Here is a 16,567-nt window from a genome sequence, read left to right as displayed (position 1 = left end):
GAATAACATGCTAAAATAGCAGTGACAAGCAGTTGTTACTGCTATTTTTAGACTGTTTTTGCAAATGTGGGCAGGGGGTGACTTGGATGATGGAACGTAAAATAATTCATATTGATATGGATGCTTTTTATGCGTCGATCGAGATGCGTGACGACCCGCAACTGGTTAGTCGCCCACTGGTAATTGCACGTGATCCGCGGCAAACGGGCGGACATGGAGTCGTGGCTACGGCTAATTATGTTGCTCGTTCTTTTGGAGTTCATTCGGCAATGAGCAGTCAGGAGGCACTTAAATTATGTCCCCAGGCCTATTTCAAAACGCCAGATTTTCAGAAATATCGGCAGGTTTCTCAGCAAATGCATGAAATTTTACATGAATATACTGACTATATTGAACCAATTGCTTTTGATGAAGCCTATTTGGACGTGACGAACAATAAAAAGCAGTTAGTTTCTGCGATCCAAGTCGCTCGCAGCATCCAACAAGAAATCTATGCCAAATTACACTTAACTTGTTCAGCGGGGGTCTCGTATAATAAATTCTTAGCGAAGTTGGCCTCTGATTTCAGTAAACCGGTGGGGGTGACTGTCGTTCGGGCAGAAGAAGTCAGCGATTTTTTGTTTCCGTTAGCGATTGAAAAGTTTCGTGGAGTGGGGCAAAAAACAGTCCCCAAAATGCATGAGCTGGGAATCTTTACGGGCTATGACCTCTATCAACTTTCGTCGGCGGAGTTAATTGCGCATTTTGGCAAAATGGGCTACATTTTATACCAGCGAGTTCGCGGCATTGATGAGCGACCAGTTGAGTGGCAACGCAGCCGGAAATCGATTGGGAACGAGCGGACCTTTGATCAGCCGTTGACCGCGCCAGAAGATGTCAGCGACTTCTTACATCGTAGTGCCCAACGTTTGGTCAAAGACCTAACCAAGCAGCAAAAACACGGGAAGACCCTGGTGCTTAAAGTCAGAAATTCTGCCTTTGAGACCACGACAAAACGGCTGACCTTAACCGACTATTTACCTAATCAGGCTGAAACTTATGAATTTTACGGGCAACAGTTATTAGAAGAGATCCAGCCGGATGAACAGTATGATATTCGGTTAATGGGACTAACATTGACCAACTTAGATCCCGTAGATTACGAAAATGTAGTCTTACCTTTATGGGGCAATGACAGTGATCGTTTAGGGTAAGTTTGAAGGCGAAATTAAAATTTTCAGAAAAACCTCTGAAAACTTTGAAAGTAGACGCTAAAAAATGTATAGTGAAGTGTTAGCTAAAAGTAGAGTCAGTCATTAGGGCTCTAAGTTAGAAGAAATTCGAAAATATAGAAAAAATGAAGGAGTTTTTTATGACGATACAAGAACAAATTGTTGATCAAATTGAAAAATATCAAACAATCATCATTCACCGCCACCAACGACCAGATCCTGATGCAATCGGTTCACAGTGTGGTTTAGCCACTATTATTCGGGAAAGCTATCCGGAAAAAACGGTTTATCAGGTCGGAGCTCACGCCAAGGGCTTGGCCTGGATCGCCGAAGAACAGGAAGTAGCTGATGAAGAATTTAAAGAAGCGTTGGTGATCGTCGTGGATACTGCCAATACTCCGCGGGTGGAAGACCAGCGTTATACGACTGGCAAGTTCATGATAAAAATTGACCACCATCCGAATGATGATAATTTTGGTGATTTAACTTGGGTTATCCCAGAAGCGTCCAGTACTTCAGAACTCATTGTAGACTTGGTGAATGCTTCAAATGGGCGGTTGAAATTATCACAGACGTCGGCACGAATGCTCTATGCTGGGATCGTGGGAGATACCGGTCGATTTATGTATGATGCAACGACACCACATACCTTACGGGTAGCGGCTGATTTGATCGCGACTGGTTTTGATGCCGCGGCTGTTAACCGTAAGTTAGATAACATTGAACCAGCTGTTGCTCGTTTGTCAGCCTATGTGTGGGAAAACATGCAGCTGACTGAACATAATGCAGCATATATTGTATTGACCCGCGAAACTCTGGACAAGTTTGAGTTGGGTGATGCCGGAACCGCTGGAATCGTACCTTTACTAGGAAAAGTTTCAACAGTTAAATGCTGGACAATTTTTGTCCAACAAAAAGATGGGTCATTCCGCTTACGCATTCGTTCGAAAAAGGCGGTCATCAATGAACTCGCCAAAGAATACCACGGCGGCGGTCACCCGCTAGCTAGTGGAGCTGTGATGAAAGACGAAGCGGGGATCCCGGCCTTTGTCGAGAAGTTAGATCAGCTGGCAGCCACTGATATAGGAGAAGAAAATGCCGAATAAATTTACTGATTACAACTTTAAGCCCTTTATTAACCGGGCTTTAGAAAAATTGAACTTTACTGCACCCACAGAGGTGCAACAACGTCTGTTACCGCCAATCTTGCACGGTAAGAGTGTTGTTGGTCAGGCACAAACAGGAAGCGGAAAAACTCATGCCTTCTTGTTGCCAATTTTTAATGAACTAGACCTTCAGGCACATGAAGTTCAAGCAGTGATCACCACCCCAAGTCGGGAATTAGCTTACCAGATCTATGATGCTGCTAAACAAATTGCAGCTGAAGCTGATGAAGAGATCACAGTGGTCAACTATGTGGGCGGGACCGATAAGAAACGTCAAATGACACGACTAGAGAAGAAACAGCCCCAAATTGTGATTGGGACTCCCGGTCGGGTCTTAGATTTGATCAATAGTCATGACTTGGATATTCATTTGACCAAGTATTTTGTCGTTGATGAAGCAGATATGACCTTGGACATGGGCTTTTTGAAGGAAACAGATGCAATTGCGTCCGCTTTGCCAGAAGATTTGCAAATGATGGTCTTTTCAGCGACGATCCCAGTAAAATTAGAACCATTTTTGCGGAAGTATATGAGTAATCCAGTCATTGAAGTGGTTGAAAATCAGACTGTGATCAGTCCTACTATTGATAACTGGTTGATCTCAACTAAGGGTCGGGACCGTAATCAGTTGATTTATCAATTGATCACGATGGGTGAGCCATACTTGGTCTTGATTTTTGCCAACACTAAAGAACGAGTGGATGAATTAACTGACTATTTACGGAAATGCGGCTTGGATGTCGCTAAGATCCATGGTGGTTTACAGCCCCGTGAACGTAAACGGGTCATGAAAAAGATCCATAACTTGGATTATCAATTCGTAGTTGCGACTGACTTAGCCGCACGTGGAATTGATATTGAAGGCGTTTCACATGTGATCAATGATGACTTGCCAACTGACTTAGAATTTTTCGTACACCGTGTCGGCCGGACTGGGCGAAACAACATGTCTGGAACAGCAATTACCTTGTATGGGCCAGATGATGACCAAAAAGTTGCTGAACTAGAAGAAATGGGGATCGCTTTCCAGCCAAAAGCGATTAAGAATGGTGAAATTGTGGATTCCTATGACCGTAAACGTCGGGTAAAACGCAAGAAACGGCATAATACGATGGACCCATCATTACGTGGAATGGCGAAAAAGGAAAAGACTAAGCATAAGCCTGGGTATAAGAAGCGGATTAAAAAGGCGATCCATAAAGATCAAATGGCTAAACGTCGGATCGAAATGCGTGCTGAACGCAGAAGCAAGAAGAGATAGTTGGTTAACTAGAAAAAATAGCAGAGCCACAGCGTTAAGCATTGACTTTTGCGCTAAAAATCACTATACTTTTTAATTGTAAATAATTTTGGGATATGTTAGAACAAATGACTGATGCAGAGAGGGTCTGGATGCTGAAAAGGCCCACAGAATTGTTTTAGTGCTACCCATCATCTTAAATTTAAATTATCGCTGATAACAGCACTAAGAGGTTAACGACTAACATCGTTGCAAGCAGGGTGGTACCGCGCAGAAGCGTCCCTGCTCGCAACGGTGTTTTTTGTTCAAAAGAGCCTCAAATAGACTGAAGATCGTGATGGCTAAACTTAACCATGAACTGGCCTGTTAGTGAGTGAATAGTATTGTGCACTTCTGGCAAGCAAGGTCCAGGAAAATCAGAAAGGAAAATTTTTAATGAAAAAATTATCTAGCGCACAGATTCGCCAAATGTACTTAGATTTCTTTAAGAGCAAGGGCCATGATGTGTTAAAAAGTGCTCCTTTAGTTCCACAAGATGACCCAACTTTATTATGGATCAACTCAGGTGTAGCAACCATGAAAAAATATTTTGATGGCTCAGTGGTCCCTAAGAACCGCCGTTTGACCAGTTCACAAAAATCAATTCGAACTAATGATATTGAAAATGTTGGTCATACTGCCCGCCACCATACGTTATTTGAAATGCTGGGGAACTTTTCTGTCGGCGACTACTTTAAGGAAGAAGCAATCGCTTGGGCCTGGGAACTGTTGACAAGCCCAGACTGGTATGCTTTAGACCCAGAAAAGCTGTTCATTACGGTTTATCCTAAAGACCAAGATGCCAAGAAGATTTGGCAACAAGTTGGGGTTAAAGAAGACCACATCTATGAAGCTGAAGATAACTTCTGGGATATTGGCCAAGGTCCTTCAGGTCCCGATTCAGAAATCTTCTATGATCGTGGCGCAGCCATGAACAACTTGCCAGAAGATGATCCTGAAAGCTATCCTGGCGGCGAAAATGAACGTTACTTGGAAATTTGGAATATTGTCTTTTCTGAATTTAACCATAAACCAGATAATACCTATGAACCATTGCCGCATAAAAACATTGATACGGGGATGGGCTTAGAACGTGTTGTCTCAGTTTTCCAACACGCTAAAACTAACTTTGAAACCGATCTGTTCTTACCATTGATCGCTAAAACAGCTGAATTTTCTGATGGCAAACAATATGGACAAGACCCAGTTAGTGATGTCTCCTTTAAGGTGATTGCTGACCATATTCGGGCAATTACTTTTGCGATCGGTGACGGTGCCTTGCCAACTAACGATGGCCGTGGTTATGTTATTCGTCGTTTGATCAGACGGGCAGTCATGCACGGACGCAAGTTAGGGATCGAAGATGCTTTCTTATACAAATTAGTGCCAGTTGTTGGCCAAATTATGGAAGCAGCTTATCCAGAAGTTTTGGAACAAGCTGATTACATCGCTAAAGTTGTCCGGGATGAAGAAGACCGCTTCAATGTAACGTTGAAAGACGGAATGGAACTCATGGATAACTTGGTCCAAGAAACTAAGGCTCAAGGTAAAGATACTTTGCCAGGAAAACCAGTCTTCAAGTTATATGATACCTATGGTTTCCCGTTAGAATTGACCCAAGAATATGCCGCTGACAGCAACTTGAAAGTTGACCAAGCCGGTTTTGAAAAAGAAATGCAAGCACAAAAGGATCGCGCACGTGCTGCACGTTCGGATGCTAAATCAATGGGTGTTCAAGATGCTTTATTAACTGATATTAAGACGCCAAGTGAATATGTCGGTTATGAAACATTAAGCACAACAGGCGTTTTGAAAGATATTATTGTCAAAGACCAAATTATCAACAAAATTCCTAGCGGCCGCGCACGGATGATCTTCTCTCAAACACCATTTTATGCAGAAATGGGTGGACAGGTTGCTGATACCGGTGTGATTAAGGATCAGGCTGGAAACGTAGTTGCAGAAGTCACCGATGTCCAACATGCGCCAAACGGGCAAAACATGCACACGGTTGAGGTTCAAGCTGCGATGGTCAGTGGCCAAGAATATCAATTGGAAGTTAATATTAAACGCCATAATAAGGTGAAAAAGAACCATACTGCTACGCATTTGTTGGATCAAGCCTTACGCGACGTCTTGGGCAGTCATGCTCATCAGGCTGGTTCGTTGGTTGAACCAACTTACTTGCGATTTGACTTTACCAACATGGGGAATGTTACCCCTGAACAATTAACACAAGTTGAACAAATTGTGAATGAAAAGATCTGGGCTAATATTGCGGTCAACACAACTGTGACAGATATTGATTCTGCCAAAAAGATGGGTGCGATCGCCTTATTCTCAGAAAAATACGGTGATGTTGTCCGCGTTGTTTCCGCTGGGGATTACTCTCGTGAATTCTGTGGTGGTAACCACGTTGATAATACTAGTGAAATTGGCTTATTCAAAATTATTTCTGAATCAGGGATCGGGGCAGGTACTCGTCGGATCGAAGCAGTGACTGCACGTGAAGCCTTTGAATACTTGGAAGATCAAAATCAACTTTTGCAAACCACTGCGACAGAATTGAAGATTCCAAAGGCCAAAAATGTTCCGGACAAAGTGGCCAGCTTGTTGGACAATGTTAAACAATTAGAAAACAAGTTGCAAAGCTTAGAAGATAAACTTGCTAGTCAGCAAGCCGCTAATATTTGGGGCAATCTGCAGACTGCAGGTTCACGAACAGTGATCGCAGAAGAAGTTAAAGTTTCCGGTATGAATCAGTTGCGTCAGTTGGCTGACCAGTGGAAGTCTAAGGCAGTTTCTGATGTCTTGATCTTAGCCACTCAAACTGAAGACGGCAAAGTTAACTTGTTAGTTGCCGTTGCAGACTCAAGTGTTAAGGCCGGATTGAAAGCAGGAGACTTGATCAAAAACATCGCACCATTAGTTGGCGGCGGTGGCGGTGGTCGTCCTGATATGGCTCAAGCCGGCGGTAAGAAAGCAGATGGGATTCCAGCAGCTTTGAAGCAAGGCCTACAATGGGTGGCAGACCAAGCTTAATTAGTTAGGAAAATTTCAATTCTATCTCTAAATGATTACGACTTGGTTACAAGTGAACCATTTGATTGTTACAACTACAATGTTCTAGTAGAATTAGACTAGGAGTAACTGTAAACGCGGAGGTGCAGGAAAATGAGTTCGTTGGATAAGACTAGATACTTTAATTTTGATGACAATAGTCAAAAAGATGTCCATGACACGTTAGAAACGGTTTATCGTTCATTGGAAGAAAAGGGTTATAATCCGATCAATCAGATCGTAGGGTATTTGTTGTCAGGAGATCCTGCCTATATTCCACGCTTAAATGATGCGCGAAATTTGATACGTAAACATGAACGTGATGAGATCGTTGAGGAATTGGTCCGTTCATATTTAAACAAGGAGGAGCAACATTAGTGGCACGAATTATGGGTTTAGATGTCGGCTCGAGAACAGTTGGCATTGCTGTTAGTGATCAACTAGGTTGGACTGCGCAAGGCGTTGAGATCATTAGGATCAACGAAGATGAAGAGCAGTTTGGCTTGGAACGAGTAGCACAGTTAGTTGAACAATACGAGGTGACAGCCTTTGTGGTTGGCTTACCGAAGAATATGAACAACACGCTTGGACCGCGGGTCGTCGCTAGTCAAGCCTATGGTCAACGGTTGATCGACATGTTTGACTTACCCGTTGATTATCAAGATGAACGCTTGACCACAGTTGAAGCAGAGCGGATGCTGGTCGAACAAGCTGATACTTCACGGAAAAAACGTAAAAAAGTGATCGATAAGTTAGCTGCCAGTTTAATTTTGCAGAATTACTTGGATCGACACGGTAAATTAGTAGAAAAACTCTAAGAAATGGAGCGCTTGTGATGAGTAAAGAACAAAATGATGCTGAAAATTTGATTACATTAGTTGATGATAGTGGGAATGAGGTTCAATATGAGATCTTGTTCACTTTTGAATCTGAAGATTATGGCAAATCATATATCTTATTGGTCCCAGCTGAATCTGAACCAGAAGAACAAGTTGATGTTATGGCATTTTCTTTTGATCCACAACAGGAAGCCTCAGAGGAAGGCGACCTTGATTTAACTGAAATTGATGATGACGAAGAATGGCAAATGGTTGAAGATGTTTTAGACACATTCTTAAACGATGAAAACATGCAGTAGTCATTGATAAATCAAGAACGTGAAAAAAGCAATGAAAGCATAAAAGTGCTTTTGTTGCTTTTTTTCATTTGGTTAATATTTTAGTGATTTACACTAAAGGCTAGACAATATGTGCTAGAATTAAAGTTACGGAACAAAGCGATGAATGGAGGAACGGTCATGGCTGAAAATAAAAAAAGATTTAAACTAAATATAGCAAATAAAAATTACGTGGTAATTGGTGATAGTACACCAGCACACATGCGGACTGTTTCACGCTTAGTCGATGAACAGTTAGCTGAAATTATGGCTGGAAACGTCAGTCGTGAGGATGCAGCAGTTTTGCTGGCCATCAACGCAGTTTCAGATCAGTTAAAAAAACAACAAGAGTTGGATGACCTGCGTGCCCAAAAACAGGCCCCAGAAAAATAATAGGTGAAAACATGTTAGTTTCTCTAATTATTTTATTAGTTCTACTATTGGGTTTTCGTTATGGTTTTAAGCGGGGGTTAGTACAAACTCTGTTGAGTATCTTGGGCTACTTAGTTGTCTTGGGGCTGGCACTTTATTTTTCGGGTGGAGTAGGAGGCTTTTTGCTGAAATACTTGCCTAATTTAGACCAACAAGTTGGTAATGGTGAGACGATTACACGGCTATTTTACCGAATACTTGCTTTTTGGATCATTGCGATCGTGGGTGGAATAGCTTTTAGGGTCGTAACCAGAACCTTTACTTCTATCACTAAATTACCATTAGTCTCGCAGTTAAATTCTTTGGCTGGCGGAATAGTTTGGTTGGCGGTCGCTTATGTGCTGACTTTTTTTGTCTTACTATTGTTGGCAACCAGTCCGACTAGTCCGGTCCAGAATTCATTAAGTAGTTCACCCGTTGCCCAATTTATGCTGAAAGAAACGCCTATTTTTTCACAACGAGTTTGGAATGAATGGGTAAAATGAAAGTAGACCATGTCTGAAGTTAAGAGAGGTGGAAATGATGAACGAAAAAAGTTTAATCACTTTGGAATATTTTAAAATTAAACAACAGGCTCGTCAGTATTTAGTGACTGACCTGGGTCAGCGTGAGTTAGCTGATCTACGGCCAATGATTACTAGTTCAGAAATCAGACAAGCTTTAAATGAAACGAAGGATGCAGTTGATATTTTACGGTTAAAGGGCGGGATCCCGTTGCCGCAAATTGAAGATGTTAAGCCGTTTTTAAAAAGGCTGGATATTGGGGCAACTTTAAACGCGAAAGAACTAGCCGCCGTGGGTAAAATTTTGCGGGCAACTAATGAGGTGCGGCGCTTTTTCCGTGGTATGCAAGATGACGAACTGGATCTAAGCGAATTATATGAGGTCGCGTTTGCATTAGAAACTTTACCGGATGTGGCGAAACGTTTGACGATCTCGATTGAAAACGATGGTCATGTGACCGATGATGCTTCTGGTTTGTTAAAAAGTATTCGTCGCCAGATTGCCACAACTGAACAGAGTATTCGAGATACTTTGGCAAATTTCACCCGGGGAAAATCAGCTAAATATTTAAGTGAAGCAGTTGTTACGATCAGACAAGATAAATACGTTTTACCGGTTAAAGCAGAATACCGGCATGTTTTTGGCGGTCGAGTTTATGATCAAAGTACAACTGGTCAGACTTTATTTATCGAACCTAAGCAAGTGGTGGCTTTAAATGACCGCTTAGCTCAACAAGAAAATGCCCAGAATGATGAAATTCGACGGATCTTGCAGGAGTTATCAGAACTAATCGCACCATATACTGGTGAAATTGAAGCTAATGCGAAGGTCTTGGGACATTTAGACTTGGTAAATGCTAAAGCGGCTTATGCCAAGAAATTAAAGGCAACTGAGCCAGTCTTAACTGACGACCAGACCTTATATTTGCGTCAAGCTTGGCATCCATTATTGGACCCTAAAAAAGCTGTTAAAAATGATATTATGTTAGGCAAGGATTTCAAAACAATGCTGATCACGGGGCCTAACACTGGTGGGAAAACGATCACTTTGAAGACGATCGGTTTAATTCAGCTAATGGGTCAATCCGGTTTCTTTATTCCTGCCAATGAAGAAAGCCGAATTTGCGTTTTTGATGAAATTTTTGCAGATATTGGTGATGAACAGTCAATTGAACAAAACTTAAGTACATTCTCGGCTCATATGACTAATATCGTGAGCTTCTTAGAACAGTTAACACCACGATCGTTAGTTTTATTTGATGAGTTAGGTTCAGGGACTGATCCGCAAGAAGGGGCTGCTTTAGCAATCGCTATTTTGGATGATGTTGCTGCGCGTGGTAGTTATGTCGTCGCTACGACCCATTATCCAGAACTGAAGGTTTATGGTTACGAACGACCGGAAACAGTGAATGCGTCAGTTGAGTTTGATAGTGAGACACTAAAGCCGACCTACAAGCTGTTAATTGGGATCCCTGGCCGCAGTAACGCGCTCGATATTTCGCGCCGGCTTGGTTTGCCAACTACGATTATTGACTCAGCGACACAATTGGTTTCTAAAGACAGCCAAGAGTTAAATAACATGATCGGCGATTTAGTTCAAAAGCGTCATGATGCTGAAGAAGAAAAAATTCAGACTCACAAATATCTCGTTGAAGCAGAACAATTACATGCTGACTTAGAAAAAGCCTATACGGCATTAAACCAGCAACGGGATAACTTGCTAGAAAAGGCTAAGAAACAGGCCAATGAGATGGTTGAACAGACAAAACACAAGGCTGACCAAGTGATTACTGATCTGCGGCAAATGCGCTTAGCAGGTGGGACTAACGTTAAAGAAAACCGGTTGATCGATGCTAAAGGACAGCTTAATCAATTACATCAACCAGAAAACTTACGGAAAAATAAGGTCTTAAAACGTGCTAAAAAGCAACACGACTTACAGCCAAATGATGACGTCTTAGTTAAAACCTATGGTCAAAAAGGTGTCTTGTTACAAAAAGTTGGTAATCATGATTGGGAAGTCCAAATCGGAATTCTAAAGATGAAAATCAATGAAAATGATTTGGAAAAAATTGAGATCACCGAAGAAAATGCACCTAAAGCGCGAACTTCTGTAAAACGAACAGCTAGCAGTGGAATTTCAACTAGTTTGGACTTACGGGGCCAAAGATATGAAGAAGCCTTAACCAACGTTGACCGGTACTTAGATAGTGCACAACTGGCTGGCTATTCGTCCGTGACACTGATCCATGGCAAGGGAACTGGATCATTACGCCAGGGAATTACGAAGTATTTGAAGAATAATAGAGCAGTGAAGTCCTTTGAATATGCTTCACCGAATAACGGTGGGGATGGGGCAACGATTGTTTATCTAAAATAGTCCACAAAAAAGAAGTGTTCCACGGTCAAATGACTGGGTGAACACTTCTTTTTTTGTAGACTCTGGCTCATAACTGAGTTACGACTATTAATTATTCTAACAGATCCAAAACATTTTTAGTGTTTAGCTGATCTTGGGTGATTGGACTATTTAAATCAACTTTAACTAAAATAGTGACGACATCTTTCTTTTGGCTAGTAACGCTGGCCTCGGTTAAGTGTCCAAGTTGGTTTTGAATTGTTTCCGCTAAAAAACCAGCTTCTAACAAATAATTGGGGTGTTCAGCAACGGCTTGTCGACTTTCAATCACAGTACCGCTTAGTTCAAAGGTCTGAGTCCCTTTATGTGATTGGACGCGTTTTAACTGGCCAAAGCCGGCTTCTGCAAAAAAGAGTGCCAATTCTTCATCTTTATTTAAAATGAACTCACGGGCCATTTTTTTGCCCGCCCAATACAATAATTCACCATCTGTTCCCACTAGGGAAGGTAGTAAGCTATCACGTAAAAGTGTGAGTGGGAAAGTTTTAGCAGCTGATGAAGTTGTGAAAAATTTTTTTGACATGGATTTATACCCCTTTAGATTTCTAAGACTAATTATATACCATTCGTAGTAGTTTTAGTTGCTAAATCTTGAGATTTGTTAGACAATCAATTATGGCTGAGTGATCAGTTAATAAAGAAACAATTATTTTAAGACATGTGGGGGTACTTTGGTGGAAACAATACTAATTGCAACAGCTAATCCAGGCAAGGCAGCTGAATATCGGCGAATTTTTGAAGCAAAAGGTGTGGCTGTCAAAACTTTGGCTGATTTGAGTGAACATTATGAAATTGATGAAAATGGCACTACCTTTGAGGAAAATGCTTTGATCAAGGCACAGACGTTGATGAATGCACTGCAGATCCCTGTTTTAGCGGATGACTCAGGTTTGATCGTTGACGCTTTAGATGGGGCGCCAGGAATCCATTCTGCCCGTTATGCGGGAGACCATGATGATGAAGCAAATAATCGCAAGCTATTAAAGGAACTAAAAGACGTCCCTGCAGAACAGCGAACAGCGCGTTTCCATTGTTCAATCGTGGTCGTTCGACCCAATGTTGCTCCATTAAGTGTGGCAGGAGAGGCAGAAGGACGGATTTTATTTGAAAAGCAGGGTCAGGATGGTTTTGGGTATGATCCGCTGTTTTTGTATCCGCCGTTAAATAAATCTTTTGCTGAATTAACGATGGCAGAAAAAAATGAAGTTAGTCATCGTGGTCGGGCGGTTGAAAAATTAGCCGCTAAATTTGATCAGTGGTGGCAAGATTAAACGGAACTTTTGTTTATCGTAAATTCGATATTATTTTATTCTTGTTTAAAATTATTTTTAATTTGATTTGACAATTACTCTCAGTCATGTATAATTAGAAGAGTAATTTTGCCCGTTGGTCAAATTGGTTAAGACGTCGCCCTCTCAAGGCGGAGTTACGGGTTCGATCCCCGTACGGGTGATAAAGGCAAGGTATTAGTTGAGGAATGCTTGTAAATCAATTTTTGCAGGCATTCTTTTATTTTTATGATTAACTATTAATTTTGTGTCAATTTTTACCGATAAATAGGTTATAATGGTTAATGATAAGTAAGATTGCTAGGAAAGTATCAACAAGGAGGAATTGGACTTGCTCAAAAAAACAAAGCATTTTTTCCGTGCTAACAAAATACCATATACAAAAGAGCACGTTAATCCATTGATGGTACCTGAAAGGGTTTATGTGTTGAATTTCGGACAAGACAGCGATGATAAATATCTGAATCGTTTTATTGTCGAGCACACTTATACCTGGACTGGAAGAGTGAAGATCAATCAAATTACGTTGAGGTTGCATGGTCAAGTACACCCGCATGTTTTTAGAAATGAACATGAATTGTTGCATTACTTGAAAAAGCATACTGATCAGCTCACTGAAGTGTATGATGAAGGCAAATAACTAGCCTTTTGTTGGTCATTGAGACTTCATTAGTTTTTTTCGTAAAAAAATTTGAATATATGTTGACATTTTTTCAAATTTACTGTAAACTAATGGAGTTGAGTTATTGGGCATTCGCCAAACTGGTAAGGCAGTGGACTCTGAATCCATAATTTACAGGTTCGAGACCTGTATGCCCAATTCATTATTAACAGATGCTCCCAAATCTTCGTAAAACGTTGATTTGGGAGCTTTTTCATTCCCAGATATTCTTAAATATTCGTGTAAAAAGTCAGCCACCAAGCAGCCAACAGTCAGCCACGAAATTAGAAATCCACGAACGCTGTAAATTGAGCAGGTATATTTTGCATTTGGTTATCAGTGACTGCAGTATAAATATCAAGTGTTGTTTTGATATCACTGTGGCCAAGTTGTTTCTGTAATTCTTTGGGTGCCATGCCGCCTTGAATTGCCAAAGTGGCATAAGTGTGCCGAAAGCCATGAACAGGGATGTGCCGTAAATTATATTGATCTGTGCAACGAATCATCCAAGTTCTAGGCTTATTCGGGTTATGCATTTGGTTCTTTTCTGAAGCAAAAACAAGCTGTTCATCAGAAAACGAATTGAAGCCTAATTGGTGTAGTTCGATTTTTTGCTTGGTTTGCCATTCTTGTAAGATTTTCATTGTTTTAGGATCTATAAAAATATTACGATAGCTAGCACGTGTTTTAGGTGACTGGACAATTAACGTATTATCGTGTCCATTTGATTGTGTTTTATTGATTGAAATTTGATAGTCCCTAAAATCAATATCTTGCCATGTTAGAGCAAGCAATTCGCCTTTGCGCATTCCAGTGAAAGATAGTGTCCGAAAGAACGCGTAGGCTTGAAAATCGTCCATATCGTACAAACACTCTAAGAATGTACTTAGCTCGTTTTTAGTGTAGTAAAAGTCTTTTTCGTCTTTTCTTTTACCAGTTTGTTGAGATGGGCGTGGGCGGATCACTGCCGTAGTTGGGTTATCTTTAACGATCTTTAAATGGACCGCATAATCAAAAACTCTAGTAATGTCATTTAAAAAGCGTTTATAATTACGTAACGGCTTACTGAACCAATTGTTAACAGCCTTCTGACATTGAAGTGGTGTAATCTTACAAATTGGATAGCTTCCGAAAATAGGTAGAATATGGTTTTCAAAGTTACGTTCAGTAGTTGACCAGGTGGACTCTTTGGTCGTTAACTTATAATTCTCAAACCATAGTTCATAGACTTTGTTGAATGTTATTGTTTCATTGCCAATAAAAGAATTGTTCTGAAGCTCAGTTTTCAGTTTAATTGCTGCTAACTGAGCTTCTTTTTTTGTTGCAAAGCCACGACGCTGTTTTACGATGCGCTTTCCAGTTTCGTCCCTACCAACAAAAATCTGAAATCTCCAGAAGGATCCCTTTGTAGTTTTATATTTTGTATATGATGTCATAATTATTTCTCCTTGCATTAAACGACTAGTTGGCCGTGTTGACTTACTATATACTGAAACACGTTAACAAGCTGTACAAGAATGGCTGGTTTGTTGAATGGTGAACAGATGTGACATACTGCTCACTAAACAACAACCAGCCATTTTTCGTTAAACTTAAGAATGAACAATTGAGAGAGTTGCTAGCTAATAATATTGTAGCGAAGGCTTTCTGGAATTTAAGAAAATTTGTAACTAATTGATAAAACTGGTATTCTTCACTTTCCAATCTTCTAGCTTGATGCCAATCCAAAAAGAATAAATTCCTAAAGTGATGACTGTTAAACACCACCATTTGATCCAATTGCCAAATAAACCAACGGCGGAACCGTTAAAACGCATCCGATGACCATCAACAACTGTATGGTTAATTTTCCAGCCATAAACTAAACAGAGTGCCCACGGATAAAGAATCCCCAGCGAAAAAACTGTTAAGATTGCAGCTAAAATATTCCACCCAATAAAAGATAACAGACCACCATCGAAAAAAGAATTTCTCCCGTATTTTGTTTCCATGTTAATTCCTCCAGCTCGTATAATTTAAATTGTTGATTGTATGATAACCAGAATCAGGGAACGGGTCAATCTTTTTTCGAACATATGTGCAAAAAAACTGCTAATTTAAGCTAAAAATTATGGTATTATTGAACAAGAAAATGGAGGAGAAGTTATGGAAAATATGTGGATGGTTTTGGTACTAGCCTCACTAGCCTACTTTATTTTTAGTCTAGTTAGTCGGAAAAGAAGAAAGGGTAAGCAAAAGTGGGTCGCAGTAGTTGTGGGTGTCCTTTCAATGCTGATGTTTGCACTAACGTCTCCTACTGACCAGCAAGAAACAGCAGATCACGGAGAAAAGACCGAAAAACTTGCAGAAGCGAAGCCAAAGTCTAGGAAACAGTCTTCTACTAAGCAAAATCGGGGAAGTGAGCTGGCTGCGAAAAAGAAACAAGCAAGTCAAGCTGCTGAAAAAAAGAAACAGGCAGCTAAACAAGCAGCAGAACAGGCTCAACGTCAATCCGAGAAAAAAGCACAACAACAGCAACAAGCTCAGGCTAAGCAGTCCAACAATGAGCTGGCTAACTTGGAATTTCAAGGCCAACAAACAATTACAGTTAATAATAATGTGCCCACATTTAGTGCCGCTGAAATGAATACTACAAATGGCGGCTGGGAACGTTATGGCGATTTGGATAGTTTAAACCGTGCAACCACAGCTAATGCACTGCTCAATCAAAGTACAATGCCGCGTTCAGGAGAAAAAAGAGGCAGTATCTCTTCTGTCACACCAACTGGTTGGAAGAATAAGCGGATCCCTAGCGGTTATTTATTTAACCGGTCACATTTAATTGGCTGGGCATTATCAGCCGAAAATGATAACTGGCGTAATTTAATTACGGGGACACGTCAGTTGAATAGTCCAGAAATGTTGCGTTTTGAAATGGATACTAAGACTTATTTGGAACAAAGCAGCAATAATTATGTTAGGTATTCCGTCACGCCAGTTTTCCGCGGTGATGAGTTATTAGCCCGAGGAGTGCACATGATGGCTAAATCCGTGGGCTCAAATGCGATTTCTTTTAATGTTTTCATTTTTAATGTTCAAGATGGAGTTAAATTAAATTACGCAGATGGTTCTAGTGTGGTAAATAACAATGCTGGAAGTAACACGACTGCTGCAAGCAGTAGCGCGACACGTCCCAATAACAATGTTGCCAGCTCAAGTCAGGCTCCAGCTGGACCACAACAAAATGACCAACAAAATTTGACGGTTTATGTCACACCAACGGGCAGTAAATATCATTTACATCCGCATGGTCGGGGGCACTTTACACCAACCACTTTAAAAGATGCTAAGGCGCGCGGACTACAGCCTTGTAAAATTTGTAATCCGCCGGCATAATCAGTAAATTCATGCC

16 protein-coding genes and 2 tRNA genes are annotated in these 16,567 nt (G+C 40.8%); 15 read left to right on the top strand and 3 right to left on the bottom strand.

The window, feature by feature from the left end:
- Positions 1–89 precede the first annotated feature (89 nt).
- From dinB to LPAF129_RS07650, 10 genes are all read left to right on the top strand, one after another.
- A complete protein-coding gene (gene dinB, locus LPAF129_RS07695) occupies positions 90–1,193 on the top strand; it encodes a DNA polymerase IV (RefSeq protein WP_244055739.1) in 1,104 nt (367 codons plus the stop codon).
- A 158-nt stretch (positions 1,194–1,351) separates the two neighbouring features.
- Positions 1,352–2,317, top strand: coding sequence for a DHH family phosphoesterase (locus LPAF129_RS07690; RefSeq protein ID WP_244055735.1), 966 nt, complete (start codon positions 1,352–1,354; stop codon positions 2,315–2,317).
- Positions 2,307–3,638 carry a DEAD/DEAH box helicase gene (locus LPAF129_RS07685; protein WP_244055733.1) on the top strand — a complete coding sequence of 444 codons (1,332 nt, stop codon included), beginning with the start codon at positions 2,307–2,309 and terminating at the stop codon, positions 3,636–3,638. The genes LPAF129_RS07690 and LPAF129_RS07685 overlap by 11 nt, the downstream gene beginning before the upstream one ends.
- Before the next feature lie 414 nt (positions 3,639–4,052).
- Complete coding sequence (gene alaS, locus LPAF129_RS07680; protein ID WP_244055731.1) at positions 4,053–6,698, top strand: alanine--tRNA ligase; 2,646 nt, start codon at positions 4,053–4,055, stop codon at positions 6,696–6,698.
- A 132-nt stretch (positions 6,699–6,830) separates the two neighbouring features.
- Complete coding sequence (locus LPAF129_RS07675; RefSeq protein WP_244055730.1) at positions 6,831–7,094, top strand: IreB family regulatory phosphoprotein; 264 nt, start codon at positions 6,831–6,833, stop codon at positions 7,092–7,094.
- Complete coding sequence (gene ruvX, locus LPAF129_RS07670; protein WP_244055729.1) at positions 7,094–7,534, top strand: Holliday junction resolvase RuvX; 441 nt, start codon at positions 7,094–7,096, stop codon at positions 7,532–7,534. The genes LPAF129_RS07675 and ruvX overlap by 1 nt, the downstream gene beginning before the upstream one ends.
- Before the next feature lie 17 nt (positions 7,535–7,551).
- Positions 7,552–7,854: a DUF1292 domain-containing protein gene (locus tag LPAF129_RS07665; protein ID WP_244055725.1), complete on the top strand. Its 303-nt coding sequence runs from the start codon at positions 7,552–7,554 to the stop codon at positions 7,852–7,854.
- A gap of 159 nt (positions 7,855–8,013) precedes the next feature.
- Positions 8,014–8,265: a cell division protein ZapA gene (zapA, locus tag LPAF129_RS07660; RefSeq protein WP_244055724.1), complete on the top strand. Its 252-nt coding sequence runs from the start codon at positions 8,014–8,016 to the stop codon at positions 8,263–8,265.
- A gap of 11 nt (positions 8,266–8,276) precedes the next feature.
- Positions 8,277–8,789, top strand: coding sequence for a CvpA family protein (locus LPAF129_RS07655; protein WP_265747410.1), 513 nt, complete (start codon positions 8,277–8,279; stop codon positions 8,787–8,789).
- A 37-nt stretch (positions 8,790–8,826) separates the two neighbouring features.
- Positions 8,827–11,187, top strand: coding sequence for an endonuclease MutS2 (locus tag LPAF129_RS07650; protein ID WP_244055715.1), 2,361 nt, complete (start codon positions 8,827–8,829; stop codon positions 11,185–11,187).
- A 91-nt stretch (positions 11,188–11,278) separates the two neighbouring features.
- On the opposite strand, the gene LPAF129_RS07645 is transcribed toward LPAF129_RS07650, so the two are convergent.
- Positions 11,279–11,749, bottom strand: coding sequence for a YslB family protein (locus tag LPAF129_RS07645; RefSeq protein WP_244055713.1), 471 nt, complete (start codon positions 11,747–11,749; stop codon positions 11,279–11,281).
- Between the two features lie 151 nt (positions 11,750–11,900).
- Between LPAF129_RS07645 and LPAF129_RS07640 the strand changes: the two genes are divergently transcribed.
- The 4 genes from LPAF129_RS07640 to LPAF129_RS07625 all read left to right on the top strand — a co-directional run bounded on the left by LPAF129_RS07640 (position 11,901) and on the right by LPAF129_RS07625 (position 13,335).
- Entirely contained in the window at positions 11,901–12,497 is a 597-nt protein-coding gene (locus LPAF129_RS07640; protein ID WP_244055712.1) for an XTP/dITP diphosphatase, read from the top strand.
- A gap of 109 nt (positions 12,498–12,606) precedes the next feature.
- A tRNA-Glu gene (locus tag LPAF129_RS07635) sits at positions 12,607–12,679 on the top strand.
- Between the two features lie 167 nt (positions 12,680–12,846).
- Positions 12,847–13,155, top strand: coding sequence for a hypothetical protein (locus LPAF129_RS07630; RefSeq protein WP_244055710.1), 309 nt, complete (start codon positions 12,847–12,849; stop codon positions 13,153–13,155).
- A 107-nt stretch (positions 13,156–13,262) separates the two neighbouring features.
- Positions 13,263–13,335, top strand: a tRNA-Gln gene (locus tag LPAF129_RS07625).
- A 125-nt stretch (positions 13,336–13,460) separates the two neighbouring features.
- Here LPAF129_RS07625 and LPAF129_RS07620 read toward each other — a convergent pair.
- Both LPAF129_RS07620 and LPAF129_RS07615 read right to left on the bottom strand, forming a co-directional pair.
- Positions 13,461–14,612 (bottom strand): site-specific integrase, encoded by a 1,152-nt coding sequence (locus LPAF129_RS07620; RefSeq protein WP_244055708.1) that lies wholly within the window; start codon positions 14,610–14,612, stop codon positions 13,461–13,463.
- Positions 14,613–14,846: 234 nt separating this feature from the next.
- Positions 14,847–15,167: a DUF898 family protein gene (locus LPAF129_RS07615; protein ID WP_244055705.1), complete on the bottom strand. Its 321-nt coding sequence runs from the start codon at positions 15,165–15,167 to the stop codon at positions 14,847–14,849.
- 154 nt (positions 15,168–15,321) lie between these two features.
- Between LPAF129_RS07615 and LPAF129_RS07610 the strand changes: the two genes are divergently transcribed.
- A complete protein-coding gene (locus LPAF129_RS07610; RefSeq protein WP_244055703.1) occupies positions 15,322–16,551 on the top strand; it encodes a DNA/RNA non-specific endonuclease in 1,230 nt (409 codons plus the stop codon).
- Positions 16,552–16,567: the final 16 nt, after the last annotated feature.

Source organism: Ligilactobacillus pabuli (assembly GCF_022836475.1).
GTDB classification, from domain to species: Bacteria; Bacillota; Bacilli; order Lactobacillales; family Lactobacillaceae; genus Ligilactobacillus; species Ligilactobacillus pabuli.
This window is presented reverse-complemented; position numbering and strand designations above follow the sequence as displayed.